The organism is Aquimarina mytili, from assembly GCF_016735115.1.
In the GTDB taxonomy this organism is placed as follows: Bacteria; Bacteroidota; Bacteroidia; order Flavobacteriales; family Flavobacteriaceae; genus Aquimarina; species Aquimarina mytili.
The window spans coordinates 731,502-748,530 of sequence record NZ_JAERQJ010000003.1 but is presented as its reverse complement, the minus strand read 5'-3'; the positions used below and the strand labels follow the sequence as shown (position 1 = coordinate 748,530).

15 protein-coding genes are annotated in these 17,029 nt (G+C 33.2%); 5 read left to right on the top strand and 10 right to left on the bottom strand.

Features of this window, described 5'->3' with window-relative positions; genetic code table 11:
• Nucleotides 1–14: 14 nt before the first annotated feature.
• Nucleotides 15–857, bottom strand: coding sequence for a helix-turn-helix domain-containing protein (locus JJQ60_RS10570; RefSeq protein WP_201919438.1), 843 nt, complete (start codon nt 855–857; stop codon nt 15–17).
• A 177-nt stretch (nt 858–1,034) separates the two neighbouring features.
• A complete protein-coding gene (gene mfd / locus JJQ60_RS10565; protein ID WP_201919436.1) occupies nt 1,035–4,400 on the bottom strand; it encodes a transcription-repair coupling factor in 3,366 nt (1,121 codons plus the stop codon).
• A gap of 847 nt (nt 4,401–5,247) precedes the next feature.
• Between mfd and JJQ60_RS10560 the strand changes: the two genes are divergently transcribed.
• Nucleotides 5,248–6,348, top strand: coding sequence for a pentapeptide repeat-containing protein (locus tag JJQ60_RS10560; RefSeq protein ID WP_201919434.1), 1,101 nt, complete (start codon nt 5,248–5,250; stop codon nt 6,346–6,348).
• A gap of 70 nt (nt 6,349–6,418) precedes the next feature.
• Here JJQ60_RS10560 and JJQ60_RS10555 read toward each other — a convergent pair whose 3' ends face one another.
• On the bottom strand, nt 6,419–7,564 hold the full coding sequence (locus JJQ60_RS10555; RefSeq protein WP_201919432.1) for an aminotransferase class V-fold PLP-dependent enzyme: 1,146 nt from the start codon (nt 7,562–7,564) through the stop codon (nt 6,419–6,421).
• A 165-nt stretch (nt 7,565–7,729) separates the two neighbouring features.
• Between JJQ60_RS10555 and JJQ60_RS10550 the strand changes: the two genes are divergently transcribed.
• Nucleotides 7,730–8,236 (top strand): hypothetical protein, encoded by a 507-nt coding sequence (locus JJQ60_RS10550; RefSeq protein ID WP_201919430.1) that lies wholly within the window; start codon nt 7,730–7,732, stop codon nt 8,234–8,236.
• Between the two features lie 37 nt (nt 8,237–8,273).
• A complete protein-coding gene (locus JJQ60_RS10545) occupies nt 8,274–8,831 on the top strand; it encodes an ankyrin repeat domain-containing protein (RefSeq protein WP_201919428.1) in 558 nt (185 codons plus the stop codon).
• 130 nt (nt 8,832–8,961) lie between these two features.
• Here JJQ60_RS10545 and JJQ60_RS10540 read toward each other — a convergent pair whose 3' ends face one another.
• Together JJQ60_RS10540 and JJQ60_RS10535 are read right to left on the bottom strand one after the other, a co-directional pair.
• Nucleotides 8,962–9,141 carry a hypothetical protein gene (locus tag JJQ60_RS10540; protein ID WP_201919427.1) on the bottom strand — a complete coding sequence of 60 codons (180 nt, stop codon included), beginning with the start codon at nt 9,139–9,141 and terminating at the stop codon, nt 8,962–8,964.
• A gap of 160 nt (nt 9,142–9,301) precedes the next feature.
• Nucleotides 9,302–11,044: a helix-turn-helix domain-containing protein gene (locus JJQ60_RS10535; protein WP_201919425.1), complete on the bottom strand. Its 1,743-nt coding sequence runs from the start codon at nt 11,042–11,044 to the stop codon at nt 9,302–9,304.
• A gap of 398 nt (nt 11,045–11,442) precedes the next feature.
• Between JJQ60_RS10535 and JJQ60_RS10530 the strand changes: the two genes are divergently transcribed.
• Nucleotides 11,443–11,874, top strand: a complete 432-nt coding sequence (locus JJQ60_RS10530; protein ID WP_201919713.1) for a tellurite resistance TerB family protein — start codon at nt 11,443–11,445, stop codon at nt 11,872–11,874.
• Between the two features lie 39 nt (nt 11,875–11,913).
• Here JJQ60_RS10530 and JJQ60_RS10525 read toward each other — a convergent pair whose 3' ends face one another.
• The 5 genes from JJQ60_RS10525 to fbp form a co-directional block, all read right to left on the bottom strand.
• A complete protein-coding gene (locus tag JJQ60_RS10525) occupies nt 11,914–13,440 on the bottom strand; it encodes an ATP-binding response regulator (protein ID WP_201919423.1) in 1,527 nt (508 codons plus the stop codon).
• 5 nt (nt 13,441–13,445) lie between these two features.
• A complete protein-coding gene (locus tag JJQ60_RS10520) occupies nt 13,446–13,940 on the bottom strand; it encodes a Rab family GTPase (protein WP_201919421.1) in 495 nt (164 codons plus the stop codon).
• Nucleotides 13,927–14,751, bottom strand: coding sequence for a cell envelope biogenesis protein OmpA (locus tag JJQ60_RS10515; RefSeq protein ID WP_201919418.1), 825 nt, complete (start codon nt 14,749–14,751; stop codon nt 13,927–13,929). The genes JJQ60_RS10520 and JJQ60_RS10515 overlap by 14 nt, the downstream gene beginning before the upstream one ends.
• An 18-nt stretch (nt 14,752–14,769) precedes the next feature.
• Nucleotides 14,770–15,123: a fructose 1,6-bisphosphatase gene (locus tag JJQ60_RS10510; protein WP_201919416.1), complete on the bottom strand. Its 354-nt coding sequence runs from the start codon at nt 15,121–15,123 to the stop codon at nt 14,770–14,772.
• 249 nt (nt 15,124–15,372) lie between these two features.
• Complete coding sequence (gene fbp, locus JJQ60_RS10505) at nt 15,373–16,371, bottom strand: class 1 fructose-bisphosphatase (RefSeq protein WP_201919414.1); 999 nt, start codon at nt 16,369–16,371, stop codon at nt 15,373–15,375.
• Between the two features lie 178 nt (nt 16,372–16,549).
• Between fbp and JJQ60_RS10500 the strand changes: the two genes are divergently transcribed.
• On the top strand, nt 16,550–17,029 hold the full coding sequence (locus JJQ60_RS10500; RefSeq protein WP_201919412.1) for a GNAT family N-acetyltransferase: 480 nt from the start codon (nt 16,550–16,552) through the stop codon (nt 17,027–17,029).

Sequence of the window (17,029 nt, the reverse complement as noted above, 5' to 3'; positions counted from 1 at the left end):
AAGTTGAATAAGAATTAGGAGGCGCTAAATTCTTTTTGTTTAGCCTTTAGCATTTGAGAAACTTTATATAGTAAAATAATTTCTAGAATTATGGTTGGTGTAAGTAATACCATACCCACTACCGATAAAAATATGGTGACTAGGCAGGCATATGTAATAATTTCAAAAATACCGGTTGTGGTTGCGATGGTTCCTAAAGGGTTTTTTAAACGCAGCACAGAAATTCCAAACAATATTCCGATGATTCCAAAAGTTACGGCTTCTGCACCTAATATAAATTCTGGATCAATTGCACCTATATAAAGTGATAAGATATCATATGCATAAAAAATACAGCTGATAAATACTAAAATGAATGCTGTTATTCGTAATAGATAGTTTTTGAAAATTTTGCCGCTCAGAATAAATCCGCGATAAAATAGAATAATTGAGATAAGAATACTAAGTTTAGTTACTGTGTAGACCATATTGTTGGTAATCATTTCACCTTGAAAATGCCTATAGAAATCCATTGTAAACTCTGCGAATCCAAGAATAAAATATACAATACCACTAATCCATGAAATTGAAAGTTGGCGTGTTAAAAAACCAACCTCTTTACTATTGTCTATATCCAATAAAAGAAGCTTTTTAAATTCTTGAGTAATCGAAGAATTTTCAGCCTGAATATTACTTAGGTCATAATCTAAAGCCGATAGAATAGTCTTGATAGTATAACTTCTGGGAGTAACTTCTCCCGCTTCAATTCTTTGAATGGTTCTTACACTAATGTTACATTGTTCTACGAGTTCTTCTTGTGTAAGCCCCTTCGACTTTCTGAGTTCAGATATTTTTACACCTAATGCTGGCTGTTTCATGATTTGTAAGTTTTTAGTTGTATTTCTGTGATCACCAGAACTTGTTTTCATTTTCTTCAGCAATATTAAATTATAACATTAGGTTCTCAAATTTTTTAGCAGGTCTTTCACCCGCCATTAACCCGACAATTGAGGTATAACAGCGTATTCGAAGCTTTTGTGGTTGAGTTGATGTTTTTATTTTATAGTTTCAGTTTGGGGATTAATCTTTAAAGGTTGTAGTACTTTAAAAGCTTTATCAACAGCATCAATATTTTCAAAAGTTAGTAATAACCGCAATCCATTTCTTGTTTCCTTTTCTTTCATTTTACAAACCCCTGGATTTTGTTGCACAAACTGAAGCACTTTTGAGAATGCAAGACTTTGATAAAACTCTGATTGTTGATCACTAATAAAATATCCAACTAATTTGCCCTGTTTCATGATGATTTTTTCCAAACCAATAGAAGTTGCAATCCATTTAATACGAACAGAATTTAACAAGTCTATAGCTTGATCTGGCAATTCGCCAAAACGATCTACTAAGCGTTTTTCATACCCCTGTAAGCTTTCTTCATTTTTAATGTTATTAAGCTCGGTATACAGGTTTAAACGCTCGGTAATATTGTTGATATAATCATCGGGGAACAATAACTCAAAATCGGTGTCGATTTGAGTATCTTTGAGAAATACCTTGTCTTTAGCGTTATCTTCATACAACTCTTTAAATTCATTTTCCTTTAATTCTTCAATAGCTTCATTTAGGATTTTTTGATAGGTATCGAATCCAATTTCATTAATAAATCCACTTTGTTCACCTCCTAATAAATCTCCAGCGCCTCTAATTTCAAGATCTTTCATAGCGATGTTAAATCCGCTACCTAGTTCAGAGAATTGCTCTAATGCAGTAATTCGTTTACGGGCGTCTTCGGTCATTGCAGAATAAGGGGGAGTAATAAAGTAACAAAAGGCTTTTTTGTTACTTCTACCCACACGTCCTCGCATTTGGTGTAGGTCTGATACCCCAAAGTTGTTAGCATTATTGATAAAAATGGTATTTGCATTAGGCACATCAAGTCCACTTTCAACAATTGTTGTAGAGACTAATACATCAAATTCGCCATTCATAAAAGAAAGCATCAGGCCTTCTAATTTTTTACCTTCCATCTGCCCATGACCCACACCCACCTTGGCATCGGGTACCAGGCGTTGTATCATTCCTGCAACCTCTTTGATGTTTTCGATTCGGTTATGAATAAAAAATACTTGTCCACCGCGTTGTATCTCATAACTTACAGCATCACGTATGGTTTCTTCGGTAAATCGTATAACATTGGTTTCAATAGGATAACGATTTGGTGGAGGAGTTGTAATAGTAGAAAGATCTCTAGCAGCCATCAAACTAAACTGCAATGTTCTGGGTATAGGAGTAGCAGTTAATGTAAGGGTATCTACATTCTCTTTGATGGTTTTTAGTTTATCTTTTACAGATACTCCAAATTTTTGTTCTTCATCGATAACCAGTAATCCGAGGTCTTTAAATTTTACATTTTTATTGACTAATTGATGTGTGCCGATAATAATATCTACTTTTCCTGCAGCAAGATCCTCTAGTGTTTCTCTTTTTTGTTTCGCAGTGCGGAAGCGATTTATATAATCTACCACTACAGGGAAATCTTTTAACCGTTCTCTAAATGTTTTTGCATGTTGAAAAGCAAGAATTGTTGTAGGGACTAACACCGCTACTTGTTTACCGTTATCAACGGCTTTAAAAGCGGCGCGTATGGCAACTTCGGTTTTACCGAAACCAACATCTCCACAGATCAGACGATCCATAGGTCGCTCGCTTTCCATGTCGGCTTTTACAGCTTCGGTAGCTGTACTTTGATCAGGGGTGTCTTCGTAGATGAAAGAAGCTTCTAATTCGTGTTGCAAGTAACTATCGGGGGCATATTGAAATCCTTTTTGCAGTTTTCGCTTTGCGTATAGTTGTATAAGATTAAAAGCAATATGTTTTACTCTGGCTTTGGTCTTTTGCTTCAGAGTTTTCCAGGCTTTTGATCCTAGTTTATAAATCTGCGGAGCTTTTCCGTCTTTACCATTAAATTTGGAGATTTTATGAAGTGAATGGATGCTTAGATAAAGCACATCCCTTTCTCCATAGATCAGTTTAATAGCCTCTTGTTTTTTACCTTCGACATCGATTTTTTGTAGTCCACCAAATTTTCCAATCCCATGATCAATGTGGGTTACATAATCTCCAACTTCTAGATTAGTTAATTCTTTAAGAGTAATTGCTTGTTTTTTAGCATATCCATTCTTAAGATTAAATTTATGGTACCGCTCAAAGATTTGATGATCGGTATAGCAAGCTATCTTCTGATGGTGATCAATAAACCCTTGGTAAGCAGAAAAAACAATGGTTTCGTATTGTTTTACGTCAAGATCTGCGTCGTCAAAAATGTCATGGAAACGCTTGGCTTGTTGTTCGCTAACGCAAAAGATATAATTCTTATAACCATTTTCATGATTCTCATTCAGGTTTTGAATGAGTAGATCAAATTGTTTATTGAAAGAGGGCTGGGGTTTGGTCTCAAATTTTATAGCATAATCGGCCTTGGTCAAGGGTTGGTTGCCGATTTCAACCAAAGTAAAATCAAGCAACTGTTTTTTGATGAGATCTGAAGTAGCAAAAAGTTCATCAGGAGTACTGTGTTTAATATCTTCAGAAAGGGTACTAAAGGCTTCTTTGGCTTTTTCAAAATTCTTATCTATCCTGGCAGAAAGCAAGTCAATATCTTTGGCAAAAACTATGGTTTTAGCAGCAATATATTTTAAGAAACTCTCGCGGGTTTCTTGCATGGCTTTGTTTTCTACATTTGGGATTACCGTAATTTTTTTGATTTGATCTGTTGATAATTGCGTTTCTACATCAAACGTTCTAATGCTATCGACCTCGTCTCCAAAAAATTCTATACGATAGGGTTCGTCATTACTAAAAGAAAAAACATCTACGATCCCCCCTCGTACTGAAAACTCTCCGGGTTCGGTCACAAAATCTACTCTTTGAAATTGGTATTCGAATAATACTTCGTTTACAAAATCAAGAGATAGCGTGTCGCCGTTTGCAATTTTTAAGGTGTTTTTTTCCAGCTCTTTTCGGGTAACAACCTTCTCGAATAATGCGTCGGGATAGGTAATGATTAATGCCGGTTTCTTTCTTGAATTTATTCGGTTTAATACTTCTGCTCGTAATAGTACATTGGCGTTATCGGTTTCTTCAATTTGATAGGGCCTGCGATAACTGCCCGGATAGAAGAGTACATTTTTATCGCCTAATAATTGCTCAAGGTCATTGAGATAATATGCAGCTTCTTCTTTATCATTAAAAATACAAAGAAAAGGAGTGTCACTTGTTGCAAATAGGTTTTCAATTACAAATGATAGTGATGATCCTATAAGGCCTTGGAGATGCGTTTTTGCTTGGGGCTGGGCAATAGCTTTTCCCAGTTTCTGCAATGGCAAAGACTGTACAAAAGTTTGCGTGATTAGGGTTTTACTCACGTAACAAGGATTTTTGGGCAAATATAAGTATTGAATCGATGTGGTTAAAATTGTTGAATAAAATGTTTTTAAATTGATTGCGGGATGTATGCATGCGAAAATCACTAATAACACTACAAAAACCTTTGTCTGCTAGTCAATTTTTAAACTCTTGACTTCAAAAAAGATACGTTGTATACCAATATTTGGGAGTCAAACTTCAAAAATCATAGGTCTTACTGCAAATTTACCGCATTGACCTGCAAATGAAGTGGGTCAACTGACAAAGCTACCGGGCCGACTCGCAAATCTACCAGGGCAACTGACGAAGTTGCAGGAAGCTTTAACAATTGAAGTACCCCTTCCTACTAATCTACCGGGTTCTTTAACAAACTTTGCGGGTCATCCCGGTAACGAAGTGGGGAGGGGTACTTGTTGAAGTGGAGGGGGGTACTTACCCAAGTACCCCCCCTCCTTAATGATTATAGATGTATTTATTAACTAAGCTGAGTGATTAATCTATTTACGTCTTCTTTTGTATATCATAATTTAAATTATAATTTTTTATAATATCTTAAAACAAAATATACATTAGTGATTAGAAGAGATATATACTGAAATTATTGTGAGTGCTAGGCTTAAAGGTATTATTGAAAAGGCCAACCTTGAAGGTTTAGTTTTTGAACCCTTGTCAGATTTCACCTATTGACTATTTAGAGATTTGGGTTTTTGTTCGGGCATTGTCTCTATAATGTATGTGCTAGGAACCTATTCGTAATATAAAATATCATCCTATCCGGATTTGATTGGCACTAAAAATATGAATGTATATGTATATTAAGAACTTAATTATATAATAAAAAAAACAATGAGATTTTTTGGCATTCATAAAGCATTTGATAGCTACAGACGATACCTTCAACCGGGTACTGAAGTATTGTTCAGTGATTTGACTGCTTGTGATTTGACTGGCCTTGATTTGAGTAATTGCGTTTTCTTTGCATGTAGGTTGGATGCTAGTAATTTTTCTAGTACAACGCTAGACGGGTGCAGGTTTGAGTACTGTATTATCAGCCATGAGAGCCAGATGCCATTTTTCAATACCTCGATAGATCAATTGAAAATTACCAAGTGTAATTTTTACTTACACTATGGGCAATTACGGTTGTCTAAAGAGCATTTTTTTACTGAGCTCGTTGATAAAATTCGGCTCGTAGATATTATGCAGTCGCAAACTCTGGCAGAAATTCGAGGTGAGAAAATAGATTGGGATGATCATATCCTTCTAGAGGAAGTTTATGGCTTTGCACACCTCTTTTCAAAAGACCATATGTATATACAATCACTTGTATACCATATGTATGAACAGGTTATTTTGCACCCAAAGCTAATTGAATTGTCGGGTGCCAGATACTATGATTTGCTGGAATTCTTTTTGACCCAATATAGAGAGACTTACATTGAACAGGATATTGATAACTTTTTTGAAACCCATTGTTTTCCTGTTGATGTACATATTCCTCTTAAGGTCTTAAAAAGTATTTATAGCAGAATAACCTCGCCAGTTGCTTACGATAAGTACTTAGGCTTGCTTGGAATAATGAAATACCATGGATATGATGATCAATTCGTTGCCGCTATTCCTTTTACGAAGCTATTTTCATTGATAATTACGTTAGATGATGAAATAAGAAACAAATCTTTCAGGATGATTGATAAAATAATGAGCTTTTATATTTTAGATAGTAGTAGGCTCAAACAATTGAAAAATGAGCTGAAACCTTTTCTCCTCAGTGCTTTAAAAAGTGATGCTCGAAAAATCTTATGGGATACCCTTGTTTTTATGGATAGAAATTTGTTTTTCAATTGGGAAGAAGGATCAACTCAGTTGGCATGGATTTGTGATAAACATGTTGATGAAGAGATACAAGAAAAAGCAAAAAAAGTTTTTGATGAAATTAACTCATAAGGAAATTCATTTGCATATCAACTATCAGTTGTCTGATTAGACTTATCGTATTTCTTTAATAGATGTTTTATTATTCTTTAAACTGTGTCACCAATCTATCTAAATCCTCTTTTTTATTATATACATTTGGAGATATGCGCATGGCATTTCCTCTTAAAGAAACGATGATATTCTGATGCTTTAATCTTGTTTTTATGGCCTCGATATCCATTTGATCTTGAAAGTACACTCCAATAAGATGATGTGCCCTATACATATCTTCTTCTATAAAACATCCAAGTTCTCTTAATTTTTGTACGGCATCACTAGAGATGTTTTTGCAATATTGTTGTATAGCATCAGGTGTCCATTCTATCAATTGCTCTATAGCTCTTATAAACATGGGAGTCAACACAAAATTACTCGATTCGCCTACAGAATATCGCGCGGCTTTGTCTTGATATCGATCTTCATATTGAGTAAGCCCTGCAAAATCTTCACTGTTATAACGATTCATCCAACTATGTTCTATGGGTGTTCCTTCATTAAAGGCATCGCTATAGTATGCCATCCCAATAGAGTAGGGACCAAGCATCCATTTATATCCTCCACAAATTAAAGCATCGGGTTCAATTTCTTGTATTGAAAAAGGTAGAGCACCAATACTCTGTGTACCATCGATAACCAGCATTGCATAAACAGATCTTGTTTTTTCTCTTATGGCTTTAAGATTAAATAAGGTGCCGTCGGCCCAATGCACATTACACATGGCAATGACAGCGGTTTTTTTGGTTATTGCATCCAGAATACTTTGGTTCCATATTTTACTTCTATTTTTGAATGCTTTTGGAGGGGATATGACTTTAATTGTTGCCTCATTTTTTTTAGCAACCTCGCGCCATACGTATACATTACTCGGGAATTGCTCATCGACTAACAAAATTTCATCTCCTTTCTTGATCCGAACATTATTGGCGGCATTTGCAATCCCATAAGATACTGAAGGTATAATAGCTGTGTTTTTATAATCGGGCGCATTGATCAATTGTGCAAACCGTTGTTTTAAAATCTCTTGTTGGTTAAAAAAATCATGTGCTAATATCTTATCAGGTTGGGCTTTACGCACTACAGATTTTAATCCTACTTCAGAAACCGATTTTAATTGCGGGGCCATATATGCACAATTGAGATAGGTAATATCATCAGAAAGGTCGAAAAGATGTTTTTGGTGTTGCATGTATAAAATCTAAAAATGAGGTAAAAAGATATAAAAGATCTAAAAAAAGAGGACTCATATTTTTATAATAATGCAGGGCATATAGATAAATTTATGCCTTTTTTAACGATTGTGTTTCGTATTTTCACAAGATTATGAACCATTATATGTAAAGGCATTTATCTAATGAACGCTATCAACGATGTACATTCACTTTTTAAAATGGGTGGCCAGCCTAATACAAATATACTTTCTGTTAATCCAGAAGGAGTGGTTAAAGAAGTACTCTGGCTAGAGACCGAATTTACACACTGTTATGGGATCGATAGATTATGGCTAACGAATGAATGGATAACAGATCCCATATTACTCTATATATGCAAACAATCTGGAGGTAATACCAATGCCTTTGAGCGTATTTTTTACAATACTATGGATCCATATAAAGAAACAAAAACACTGGTCATAGCAGAAGAAGCTTTGTCTCTATTCATAAAAATGAAACATTGGGTACAATCAAAAGAATACAATACCTTAATTGATATAGTTCAGGGCAAACCAAATGCTTTATATACACATCTGGTATTGGATTATCTTAAAGAGCACGAATTGGAAAAAGATCTTGAAAAGTTAATAGAAAAACTAAGGACAGTTTCGGTACAGGATAAGATATGTGTAGAAATATCATTTTAAGTCTTTATCTTGAATGATAATCATTAAAATATGATTTATGAACGTATCAGATAACATAAAAAAGCTTTTAGAACATCTAAATAGTATCGATGTGCACTCTGTAGATGCCTTGGGAGAAACGCCACTAATGAAAGCTTGTAGTCAGAATGCAGATTCTGCGGTAGATTTGCTTATTAAAAAAGGTGCAAATGTGAATTACTATAACGAAAAAAGTATAGGAGGCCCGGCTACTGCTTTGATGTTAGCAGCAGCAACAAATGCTGAAGAAACGGTAAAAATTCTGATTGAAAATAACGCAGAAATAGAAACTTGCCATAAAATAAACGGAATGACTGCACTTATGTTTGCTGCAAAGAACAATGCCGAAAAAGCGCTACAAGTCCTACTACAATCTGGTGCAAACCTTGAAGCAAAAACCTTTGGTCTTATTGGTGTCGGTAAAACAGCTCTTATATTAGCAGTTACAGAAAATCATAAAGAAATAGTTGGTCTTTTACTTCAAAAAGGAGCCAAAACAAAACCTTTAGGGGCTATCGACAGGAAAAAGATTTCGGCTGCGATGGTAAAATGGTTGAAGGCAAAAGGAGCGCTATAAAAGTTAAAAGGGCAAAAAATCAATTGATTTTTTGCCCTTTTATATAGTGTTCGGTCTTAAAATAAGTCGATGTACTATTCACTTATTTTTTGGAAGACCTCGCAAGCATTTTTTACAGTACTTTTAATTATTATGGTGTTCCTTGATCTGTAATATCTGGAAGTGGTACTTGGGTGACTGTTGGATTTTGGTCATCGCACGTAACGGTATTATCGGGTGGTGGTGTTCCGCAACTTCCTCCTTTTATCGCATGCAAATTAATGAGCTTTGTAATCGTTGTTTTTTCAATTGTTAATTTTTTGTTTTCCATCTTTTCTCGTTTAAAAGTTTTCCCCAGCAATACTAATTGCTTATAAAATATTCCAAATGCAAATATAAATTATATCGTAATCTTTACTGTATTTTTTTCATACTTAACATTTGTTTTTATTGACAATAGGTTGTTGGGTAATTTTGTAACTACATGAATGTTAAGGTTTTTGTTCAGTTTTTAATTGTTTTTCCAGCTCTTTTATGAAGTAGGAGGGATGAATTCCATTTTTTTTATAGAAAGCTTTAGAAAAAGCATCAGTGGTATTAAAACCAATTTCTTGAGCTATGGCCTTTATGGTATAATTTCTGAATCTAGAATCTGTTTTGAGTTTGGTTATCGATTCTTTTACCCTTAAATCATTAATGTAATAATTAAACGATTTCTCTTTATATGTGTTGATAATTTTGGACAGGTATTTAGAATTGGTTTTAAATCTCTTTGCGAGTATGTTTATTGATAAATCAGGTTCTGTAAATCCTAATTCATTTTCAAAATTTTCTAATTTATTTAGTACTTCCTTTATAATTTCTTCTGGTATGGCTACTGTGCTTTTTTCTTTCGTTATTGCGGATTGCTCTGGAGTTTTTTTGATAGAAGTCTTTTCGTGATAAAGCTCTTCAAAACGTTGTTTGTAAAGACTTTGTTTGCGCATATTAATCAACCATAAAACAAGTAATAAAAAGCTAAAAGTGACCAATAAAAGAATAATAGTATAGGAAGTGTCTTTTTCGGTTTCTAAACTATTAATAATCTCTTGTTTTTCTGAAAGCAACCGGGGTGTATCATAATTTTGTACTACGTTTTTTATGAGATATCGATAATTGGTATGTAATACACTATCTACCGAGATTAATTGCTCGATATATTTTAATTGATTATCCTTATCATTTAATTTTTTATAATGATTGATTAGAATTTCATAGTTTTCTCTGTTATTGGGCAGTATTTCAGATATTTCCTGAAAAATATCATCTACTTTAATGTGTGCTTCAATAGCTTCTTCTTTTCTATCTAATGCAGACAATGTTTTTCCAAAATAAAAATAGGCTACAGAAAGGTTAGCTTTATCTTGGTTAGTGTTAAACTTTTCTATAGCAATAGATAAGCTATCCAAAGCTTTACTATATATTTTTTTATGGAATAAATTAACCCCTTCGCTTAATGTAAAGTAGTATTTAAAGTCTTTTAAATTATATCGTATCGATTCTTGATATCCCAAAGTATTAAGAGTTGTAGCCGAGTCTAATTTTTTATTTAATTGATAAACATCAGATAAAGCAAATAATGTACTTAAATATGTTCTGGGGTCACTATCCTTAAATTTGGCATAGTAGTCATAACATTCTTTGAGTTCATGTAATGAGGTTTTATGTTCTCCAATCCTACTTTTTAATATACTAATGCTTTGTTTGCTAGAATAAAAAAGATGTATATTTTCGTGCTTTTTTGCGGCTTCATTGGTTTTAAGAAATAAATCAAATGCTTTTTTGTAGTGTCCTTTATTATATTCAATTCTAGCTTTATTAAAATACCCGAGAGCAGGATAAAATTTTGTTTTTAGATTTTTTGAAAATAAAATCATACTATCGGTATATTTCTCCCTCTTTAGTGGAGCTTCGACAAGCACCGAGAGATAATAAAATCCATTTACTATTTTAACAGTATCGACATTTTTTTTCGCTTTATACAGATAAGATCTTGCATAAAGTATCGCTTTTTTAGGATTTTTGCCATTTTGACGTACGCTTTTCCTTAAATAGTCATATTCTTTAGTGAGTAAACTATCTGGAGGCGATTGAAATGCAAAAAGATGTACAGTGTTACAGGTTAAGAATAGTATAAAAAACAGAAGTGTAAAATGCTTGTTTTTTATAGTCGATAACTCGATAGTATAAGGCATCTATAGAGATTTTGGTTGCACAAATTTACTGATTTACATAATAAAAATCCAAGAATTGGATTTTATGGATTTCTTCGAAATCAACTTTCTATATTAGTTGAGGAACTCCCTAGTGGATAAATCAGGTATTGTCATATTGTAAAGCAAGTATTGGTTGATTTTTTAATTGTCATTGTTTAATTAGAGATTCTCCATGCATTTTTAACAAAACGAGTATTTCTTAAGAAACGCAAAACATGTGTTAAAGTTGCGATTGTAATTGACTAATTGTAAAACCAAAGATTAATTTTTTAAAGTTCCTTTTAATTGTAAGAAGATATACCAAAAAAAGGATCATTAGAAATTTTAAAAGGAGTAGAGTTTAGTTATATTTGCGGCAAATTAAACAAAAGTACATGATGTCAATATCTGATTTATTTGATAGCGGGTTTCAGAAAAGAAATCAGGATCATTTTGCAGCAATCGTTAGAGTTGCAATGAGTGATGGAATAATTACTGATGAAGAGCAGGCTTTCCTTGAAAGACTAGCACGCAGATTGAGTATTACCGAGGATAATTATAAAGAAATTTTAAAAGATTATAATACGCATCCTATCAATCCACCGACTAGCTATGATATGAGATTGGAACGGTTATTTGATTTAGCCAGAATGGTATATGCAGATAGTATTAAAGGTGATGATCAGGTTGTTTTACTTGAAAAATTAAGTATCGGACTAGGTTTTAAAGCTGATAATGCTAAATATGTGGTTGATAAGGCACTTAATTTGGTAGATAAAGGTGTAGATGGTGATACTTTTGCAGAAGAAATTAAAAATATGAATAGATGATAATATAGTATCTATTCTAGATATACTACAAAAGGCGGCCTAATCGGCGGCCTTTTTTGCTATTTGTTTTGTAATGATGTAGATCAAATCTTCTCTCTTAAACGGCTTGGTAATAAAATCATCCATTCCTGATCGTAAACATTTATCCCTTTCGCTTTCTTGAGTATTAGAGGTAAAACCAATGATCGGGACTCCAGAGATAACCTCGTCTCCATAATTGTTTCGAATCATATGGGTGGCCTGATATCCATCGACTTTAGACATTCTTAAATCCATCAAAACCAGATCATAATTTCGTCGTTCAATACACTTTATGGCTTCTTCACCATTAATTGCCAGATCAACATAAAAACTACCATGACTTATTAATATTTTCATGACCAGATATTGCGTAGTTTCTTCGTCTTCGACTAATAGAATTCTAAACTTCTTTTTGGTATCAGGCAAAAAATATTTTTTCTTTTTCCGTTCTGGAGCTGGTTTTGTGATTTCAAATTTAAAAGGAAGTTTAATATTGAATGTAGTTCCTTTTTCGGGTTCGCTACTTACTTTTATTTCGCCATTAAGTTTATCAACTAGGTTCTTAACAATGGCTAAGCCTAGACCTGTTCCAGAAATCTGTTTATTCTCTGTAAAACGAGCAAAACGATCAAAAATATGATCGAGATGTTCTTCAAGAATACCCATTCCTGTATCTTCAATCTTAAAATTAATACTTAGCTTATTGGTGCGTTGGTAGTTTTTTGTAATGACAAGGCTAATTTTTCCTTCTTCAGTAAATTTAAAAGCATTGTTTAGAAGATTATTCAAGATTTGATATACCCTCATTCTATCTCCAAGAATATATTCTTGAATATTGGGGTCAATATGGGTTTCAAAACTGATGTTTTTTTCTTCAGCTATGATGGCATAAGCTTCATTAAGCCCTTCTATTAAATCTTTGAAAACAAATCGTTCTTCTACAATTTTAAGTTTTCCAGATTCAATTTTAGAGATATCTACCATATCGTCAATAAGTGCGTGTAGATGTTGACTGTCTCTTTTTATAATTCTGGTAAGTTCCTCTTGATCAAAACTTAGTTTGGTCTTTTCGAGAACTTCAACAAAACCTAAAATACTGGTTAGCGGTGTTCTTATCTCGTGATTAATATTGGCAATAAAATTATTTTTAAATTCTTCTTTTTCTAGTAAAAATTTGTTTTTAAGCTCTAATTCTTTAGAGATTAGAATAGATTCATTTCTTTGTTGAGCGCTTTGGTTGAGTTCATTGTATTTATTGGTGTAATCAAAAAATACAATGGCTATTTCACTTAGATCTATTTTTACGGATACATCACAGATATTTTCAGACCCATTATTTTCGAAATGAATACAAGGGAAACTAAACTCTTTTGTATCCTGATCATCTTGTAAGTGCGTTAGGATTTCAAAAAAAGGATGAATGCCATAGATGGAGGATCCTTTTTTCCAATCAAATAGATTGTTGTCAGTTTCCTTGATAATACCATCAAAAGAAACGGTTATAAGTTGGATCTTCTGGTCAAATTGTAATGCTTCGCTTTTCATGATCCTTATTTTGTTATTTCTTCTGCCAGATCTAAAAAGAACCTTTGTACATTTTTGTTGGTCCTGGCACTCGTCAAACAATCAAAAGGAACGTCAAGTTCTTTGAGTTGCTTAATTATTACTCTTTCACTAACTAAATCTAATTTATTACCTATGATTTTTACAGTTACGTTATTGTATGTCTTTTTAAGGTACTCTATATCTTGATTTAGATTTTTATAGGTGTCCTCTCTGGTGAGATCAAATACATAAATAAATGCATGCGATCCTAAAAGATATGATTTTCGGGTGTCTTCTACACTATTTGAATGTCCTTCGGTATCCCAAATAATCATGGATAACTCTTTTCCATTGGGTAATTGAATTACCTTCTTTTTTATTTGAACTCCTAAGGTAACCTTATATTCTTCAGAAAATTCGTTATCAATAAAACGTCTGAACAATGACGTTTTTCCAACACCAAAGTGTCCTAAAAGCACTACTTTTTTAGACAATTTCATCTGCAAAATGTTTTTTTAATTTTTGTGTAAAAAGCGAATTGTTTTCTAAGTCTTTACGTGAAATATGATTCTGTGCAAAATCCAAGATCTGATCTTCTAAAACTTCTTTAAACATTATACTATATGCTCCAGATATAACAGCTGCAATATAATAAGAATAAAAATTTTGAATATGGATGGTATATAGCTCATATTCTATAGTTTCGAGATTTTGATCTCCTCCTTCAAAGGCATCTTCAACAAAACTTTTGATTGCGGTTAACATTCCTGCCACCATTTCATTATCAATAGTGCCATCAGATAGAGGACTATAATCAGCAATTAGAATCCCTGAGTTTTTTTCTATAACCAACATCTGGATAAGCCTGGGTTTTGCATAGTCTGATAGCGCTAAATCTCCTTCGGTAATCCCTTGAGCTTTGGCTTTTGTTCTTCTAAACCAGTTTTTGAAAGAAAAGGCTTTTTTAGTTTGTCGACTTATGTTTTCGCTCAGTAGTCTCATTTCATGAGCGATATATTTTTTAATCATTTTTCCGATGATAGGAAAAAGTGCTTCGACCACTGCGTCTTGAGAGTTTTTGATTTCGGTTTTTAACGCTTCAGTAATTGTTGGCCCCAGAGTTTTTGGGATTTCTTCTACAAACTGATCTAATTTATCATCAATAATGGGATCAACTTTGTGAGAAAGTTCTTGTTTTTGATAAACTATCTTGCTTAACTCTTCTACTTTTTCAGCAATAGAGTCAGTGTATTCTTTTTCTTCGGTAAGAAGAAGTTCTTTAAGAATTTTTAGTTTATCCTGATCTTCCATAATTTGTGGATAGAAGGATTACTTTTGACTTATTTTTTCGCCCAAAGTGATAAGAAGATCACCTAAGGTTTTTTTGTCTACTTTTTTAGAATCTAGCAGGTCTGCTTTATCGGCCAAATTATCTTCTAACTCGGTAATTCTAATGTTAATATCTGTACTCAGATTATCGATGGCCTGGTTTAACTCTTTTCGAGTATCATCTATAAAGTCTTCGAGTTCTTTCTTTTTTGTAGCAATATCTTTTTTTACCTGTTCGAACTCAGAGTTATATGCGGCGATATTCTCCCCGAATATTAAATTTTTTATTGCTTCTATTTTTGAAGAAGGATCGTCAGATATTTTTTCTTCAATAGCCTTATTTTCTTTAGCCATTTTGGTTGATTTATTAGATTCTTATTTCGTGAACTCAGTGTAAAATTAACATAAAATATGTTAAAATTATGGTTTAAACAGCTTATAATGTTAAATATATCAAATTAAAAACCTCTCCGTTCTACAAAAACGAAAACGTTGTTTAATTCTAAAATTATGGGGTAAATAAACATGGGATGATATAAATATATCAATTATTATTCTTTTAAAAAAAGAATAGCGAAGTAAAGAAAATATCGACGATCATAATTATTTCATGAAAGACTCTACTTTTTCAACCATATTTTTGCTGCCACATACAAAAGGAGTTCGCTCATGGAGTTGAGTAGGTTTAATATCCAATATTCTCTTATAACCATCACTTGCTTTTCCGCCAGCTTGTTCAGCTATAAAAGCCATCGGGTTACATTCGTATAATAAACGAAGTTTACCATTAGGAGATTTTGAAGTACTTGGATATAAATATACACCACCTTTTATCATATTGCGATGTATATCACTAACCAGCGAACCAATATATCTAGAGGTGTATGGACGATCTTCTTTTTCTTCCTGGCAGTATTTTATATAGTCTTTGATCCCTTGCGGGAAATGAATATAATTACCTTCATTTACCGAATAGATATGCCCATCTTCAGGAAATTTCATGTTGGGGTGTGATAAATAATAGGTCCCTAATGCCGGATTAAGGGTGAAACCATTTACACCATGTCCAGTTGTATATACAAGCATGGTCGAGGTTCCATAAATGATATAGCCCGCTGCTACTTGCAAGTTACCTGGTTGTAAAAAATCTTCTAGAGTAACTGGCGTTCCTGTCGGAGTAACTCTACGATATATAGAAAAAATAGTCCCTACCGACACATTAACATCGATATTAGAACTACCATCCAAAGGATCCATTAAGACCACATAATTATTGCGATGATCATTTTTTTGCCCTTTTATGGTAATAAATTCATCATTTTCTTCAGAAGCAATACCACAAACAATCTCCCTATTGGTTAGGGTATTAATAAACGTCTCGTTGGCTAAAACATCTAGTTTTTGTTGATCCTCACCTTGCACATTTGTTTCTCCTACAGCTCCGGTAATATCAACCAAACCAGCTTTGTTTACTTCGTGATTTACCATTTTAGCAGCCAGCCTAATAGAGTTGATTAAACGAGAGAGCTCTCCGCTTGCATACGGAAAATCCTTTTGGTTTTCGATAATAAATTCTCCTAAAGTTTGGTTTTTTCTTGCCATTAATGGTGGATTTAATTTGGTGCAAAAGTATTATTTTTTAAATAACTATAACGTTTTCGGTCGGTTAAATTGTTTTACGCAGCTCAGAATTATAAAAAGATAAATAGTTGAAGGATAACCTTTAAAAATTATTACGTTTCTAGTTCATATTTTATAGTTTTGATAAACTTTTCGCGTTATGGAATATATTATCAGAGATGCAACAGCTCAGGATATGGATCAAGTATTAGTTTTAATACATGAATTAGCAATGTTTGAGAAAGAACCTGAAGCAGTCGAAGTTACAGTTGATGAACTTATTGAAGAAGGTTTTGGGCAGCATCCACTTTTTCATTGCTTTGTAGCCGAAGTAGATAATGAAATTGTAGGAATTGCACTTGTGTATTATCGATTTTCGACCTGGAAAGGACGCACAATACACCTGGAAGACCTTATTGTTAAAGAGTCTATGAGAGGCACCGGATTGGGTAGCGCACTGTATAAAGAGGTTATGAAGTATGCACAATCTAAAGGAGTACGCAGAGTAGAGTGGGTGGTTCTGGATTGGAACAAAAATGCAATAGATTTTTATGAAAAAAGTGGGGCAAAACTTCTAAAAGATTGGTATTTGGCGCAAATGGATGAGAAAGGTTTAGAAAACTTTATAAGTAAATTTTAA

Coding starts and splice junctions, on each gene's coding strand:
- JJQ60_RS10570 (WP_201919438.1), bottom strand. CDS start 857: ATGAAACAGCCAGCATTAGGTGTAAAAATATCTGAACTCAGAAAGTCG.
- JJQ60_RS10560 (WP_201919434.1), top strand. CDS start 5,248: ATGAGATTTTTTGGCATTCATAAAGCATTTGATAGCTACAGACGATAC.
- JJQ60_RS10555 (WP_201919432.1), bottom strand. CDS start 7,564: ATGCAACACCAAAAACATCTTTTCGACCTTTCTGATGATATTACCTAT.
- JJQ60_RS10550 (WP_201919430.1), top strand. CDS start 7,730: ATGAACGCTATCAACGATGTACATTCACTTTTTAAAATGGGTGGCCAG.
- JJQ60_RS10545 (WP_201919428.1), top strand. CDS start 8,274: ATGAACGTATCAGATAACATAAAAAAGCTTTTAGAACATCTAAATAGT.
- JJQ60_RS10540 (WP_201919427.1), bottom strand. CDS start 9,141: ATGGAAAACAAAAAATTAACAATTGAAAAAACAACGATTACAAAGCTC.
- JJQ60_RS10535 (WP_201919425.1), bottom strand. CDS start 11,044: ATGCCTTATACTATCGAGTTATCGACTATAAAAAACAAGCATTTTACA.
- JJQ60_RS10530 (WP_201919713.1), top strand. CDS start 11,443: ATGTCAATATCTGATTTATTTGATAGCGGGTTTCAGAAAAGAAATCAG.
- JJQ60_RS10525 (WP_201919423.1), bottom strand. CDS start 13,440: ATGAAAAGCGAAGCATTACAATTTGACCAGAAGATCCAACTTATAACC.
- JJQ60_RS10520 (WP_201919421.1), bottom strand. CDS start 13,940: ATGAAATTGTCTAAAAAAGTAGTGCTTTTAGGACACTTTGGTGTTGGA.
- JJQ60_RS10515 (WP_201919418.1), bottom strand. CDS start 14,751: ATGGAAGATCAGGATAAACTAAAAATTCTTAAAGAACTTCTTCTTACC.
- JJQ60_RS10510 (WP_201919416.1), bottom strand. CDS start 15,123: ATGGCTAAAGAAAATAAGGCTATTGAAGAAAAAATATCTGACGATCCT.
- fbp (WP_201919414.1), bottom strand. CDS start 16,371: ATGGCAAGAAAAAACCAAACTTTAGGAGAATTTATTATCGAAAACCAA.
- JJQ60_RS10500 (WP_201919412.1), top strand. CDS start 16,550: ATGGAATATATTATCAGAGATGCAACAGCTCAGGATATGGATCAAGTA.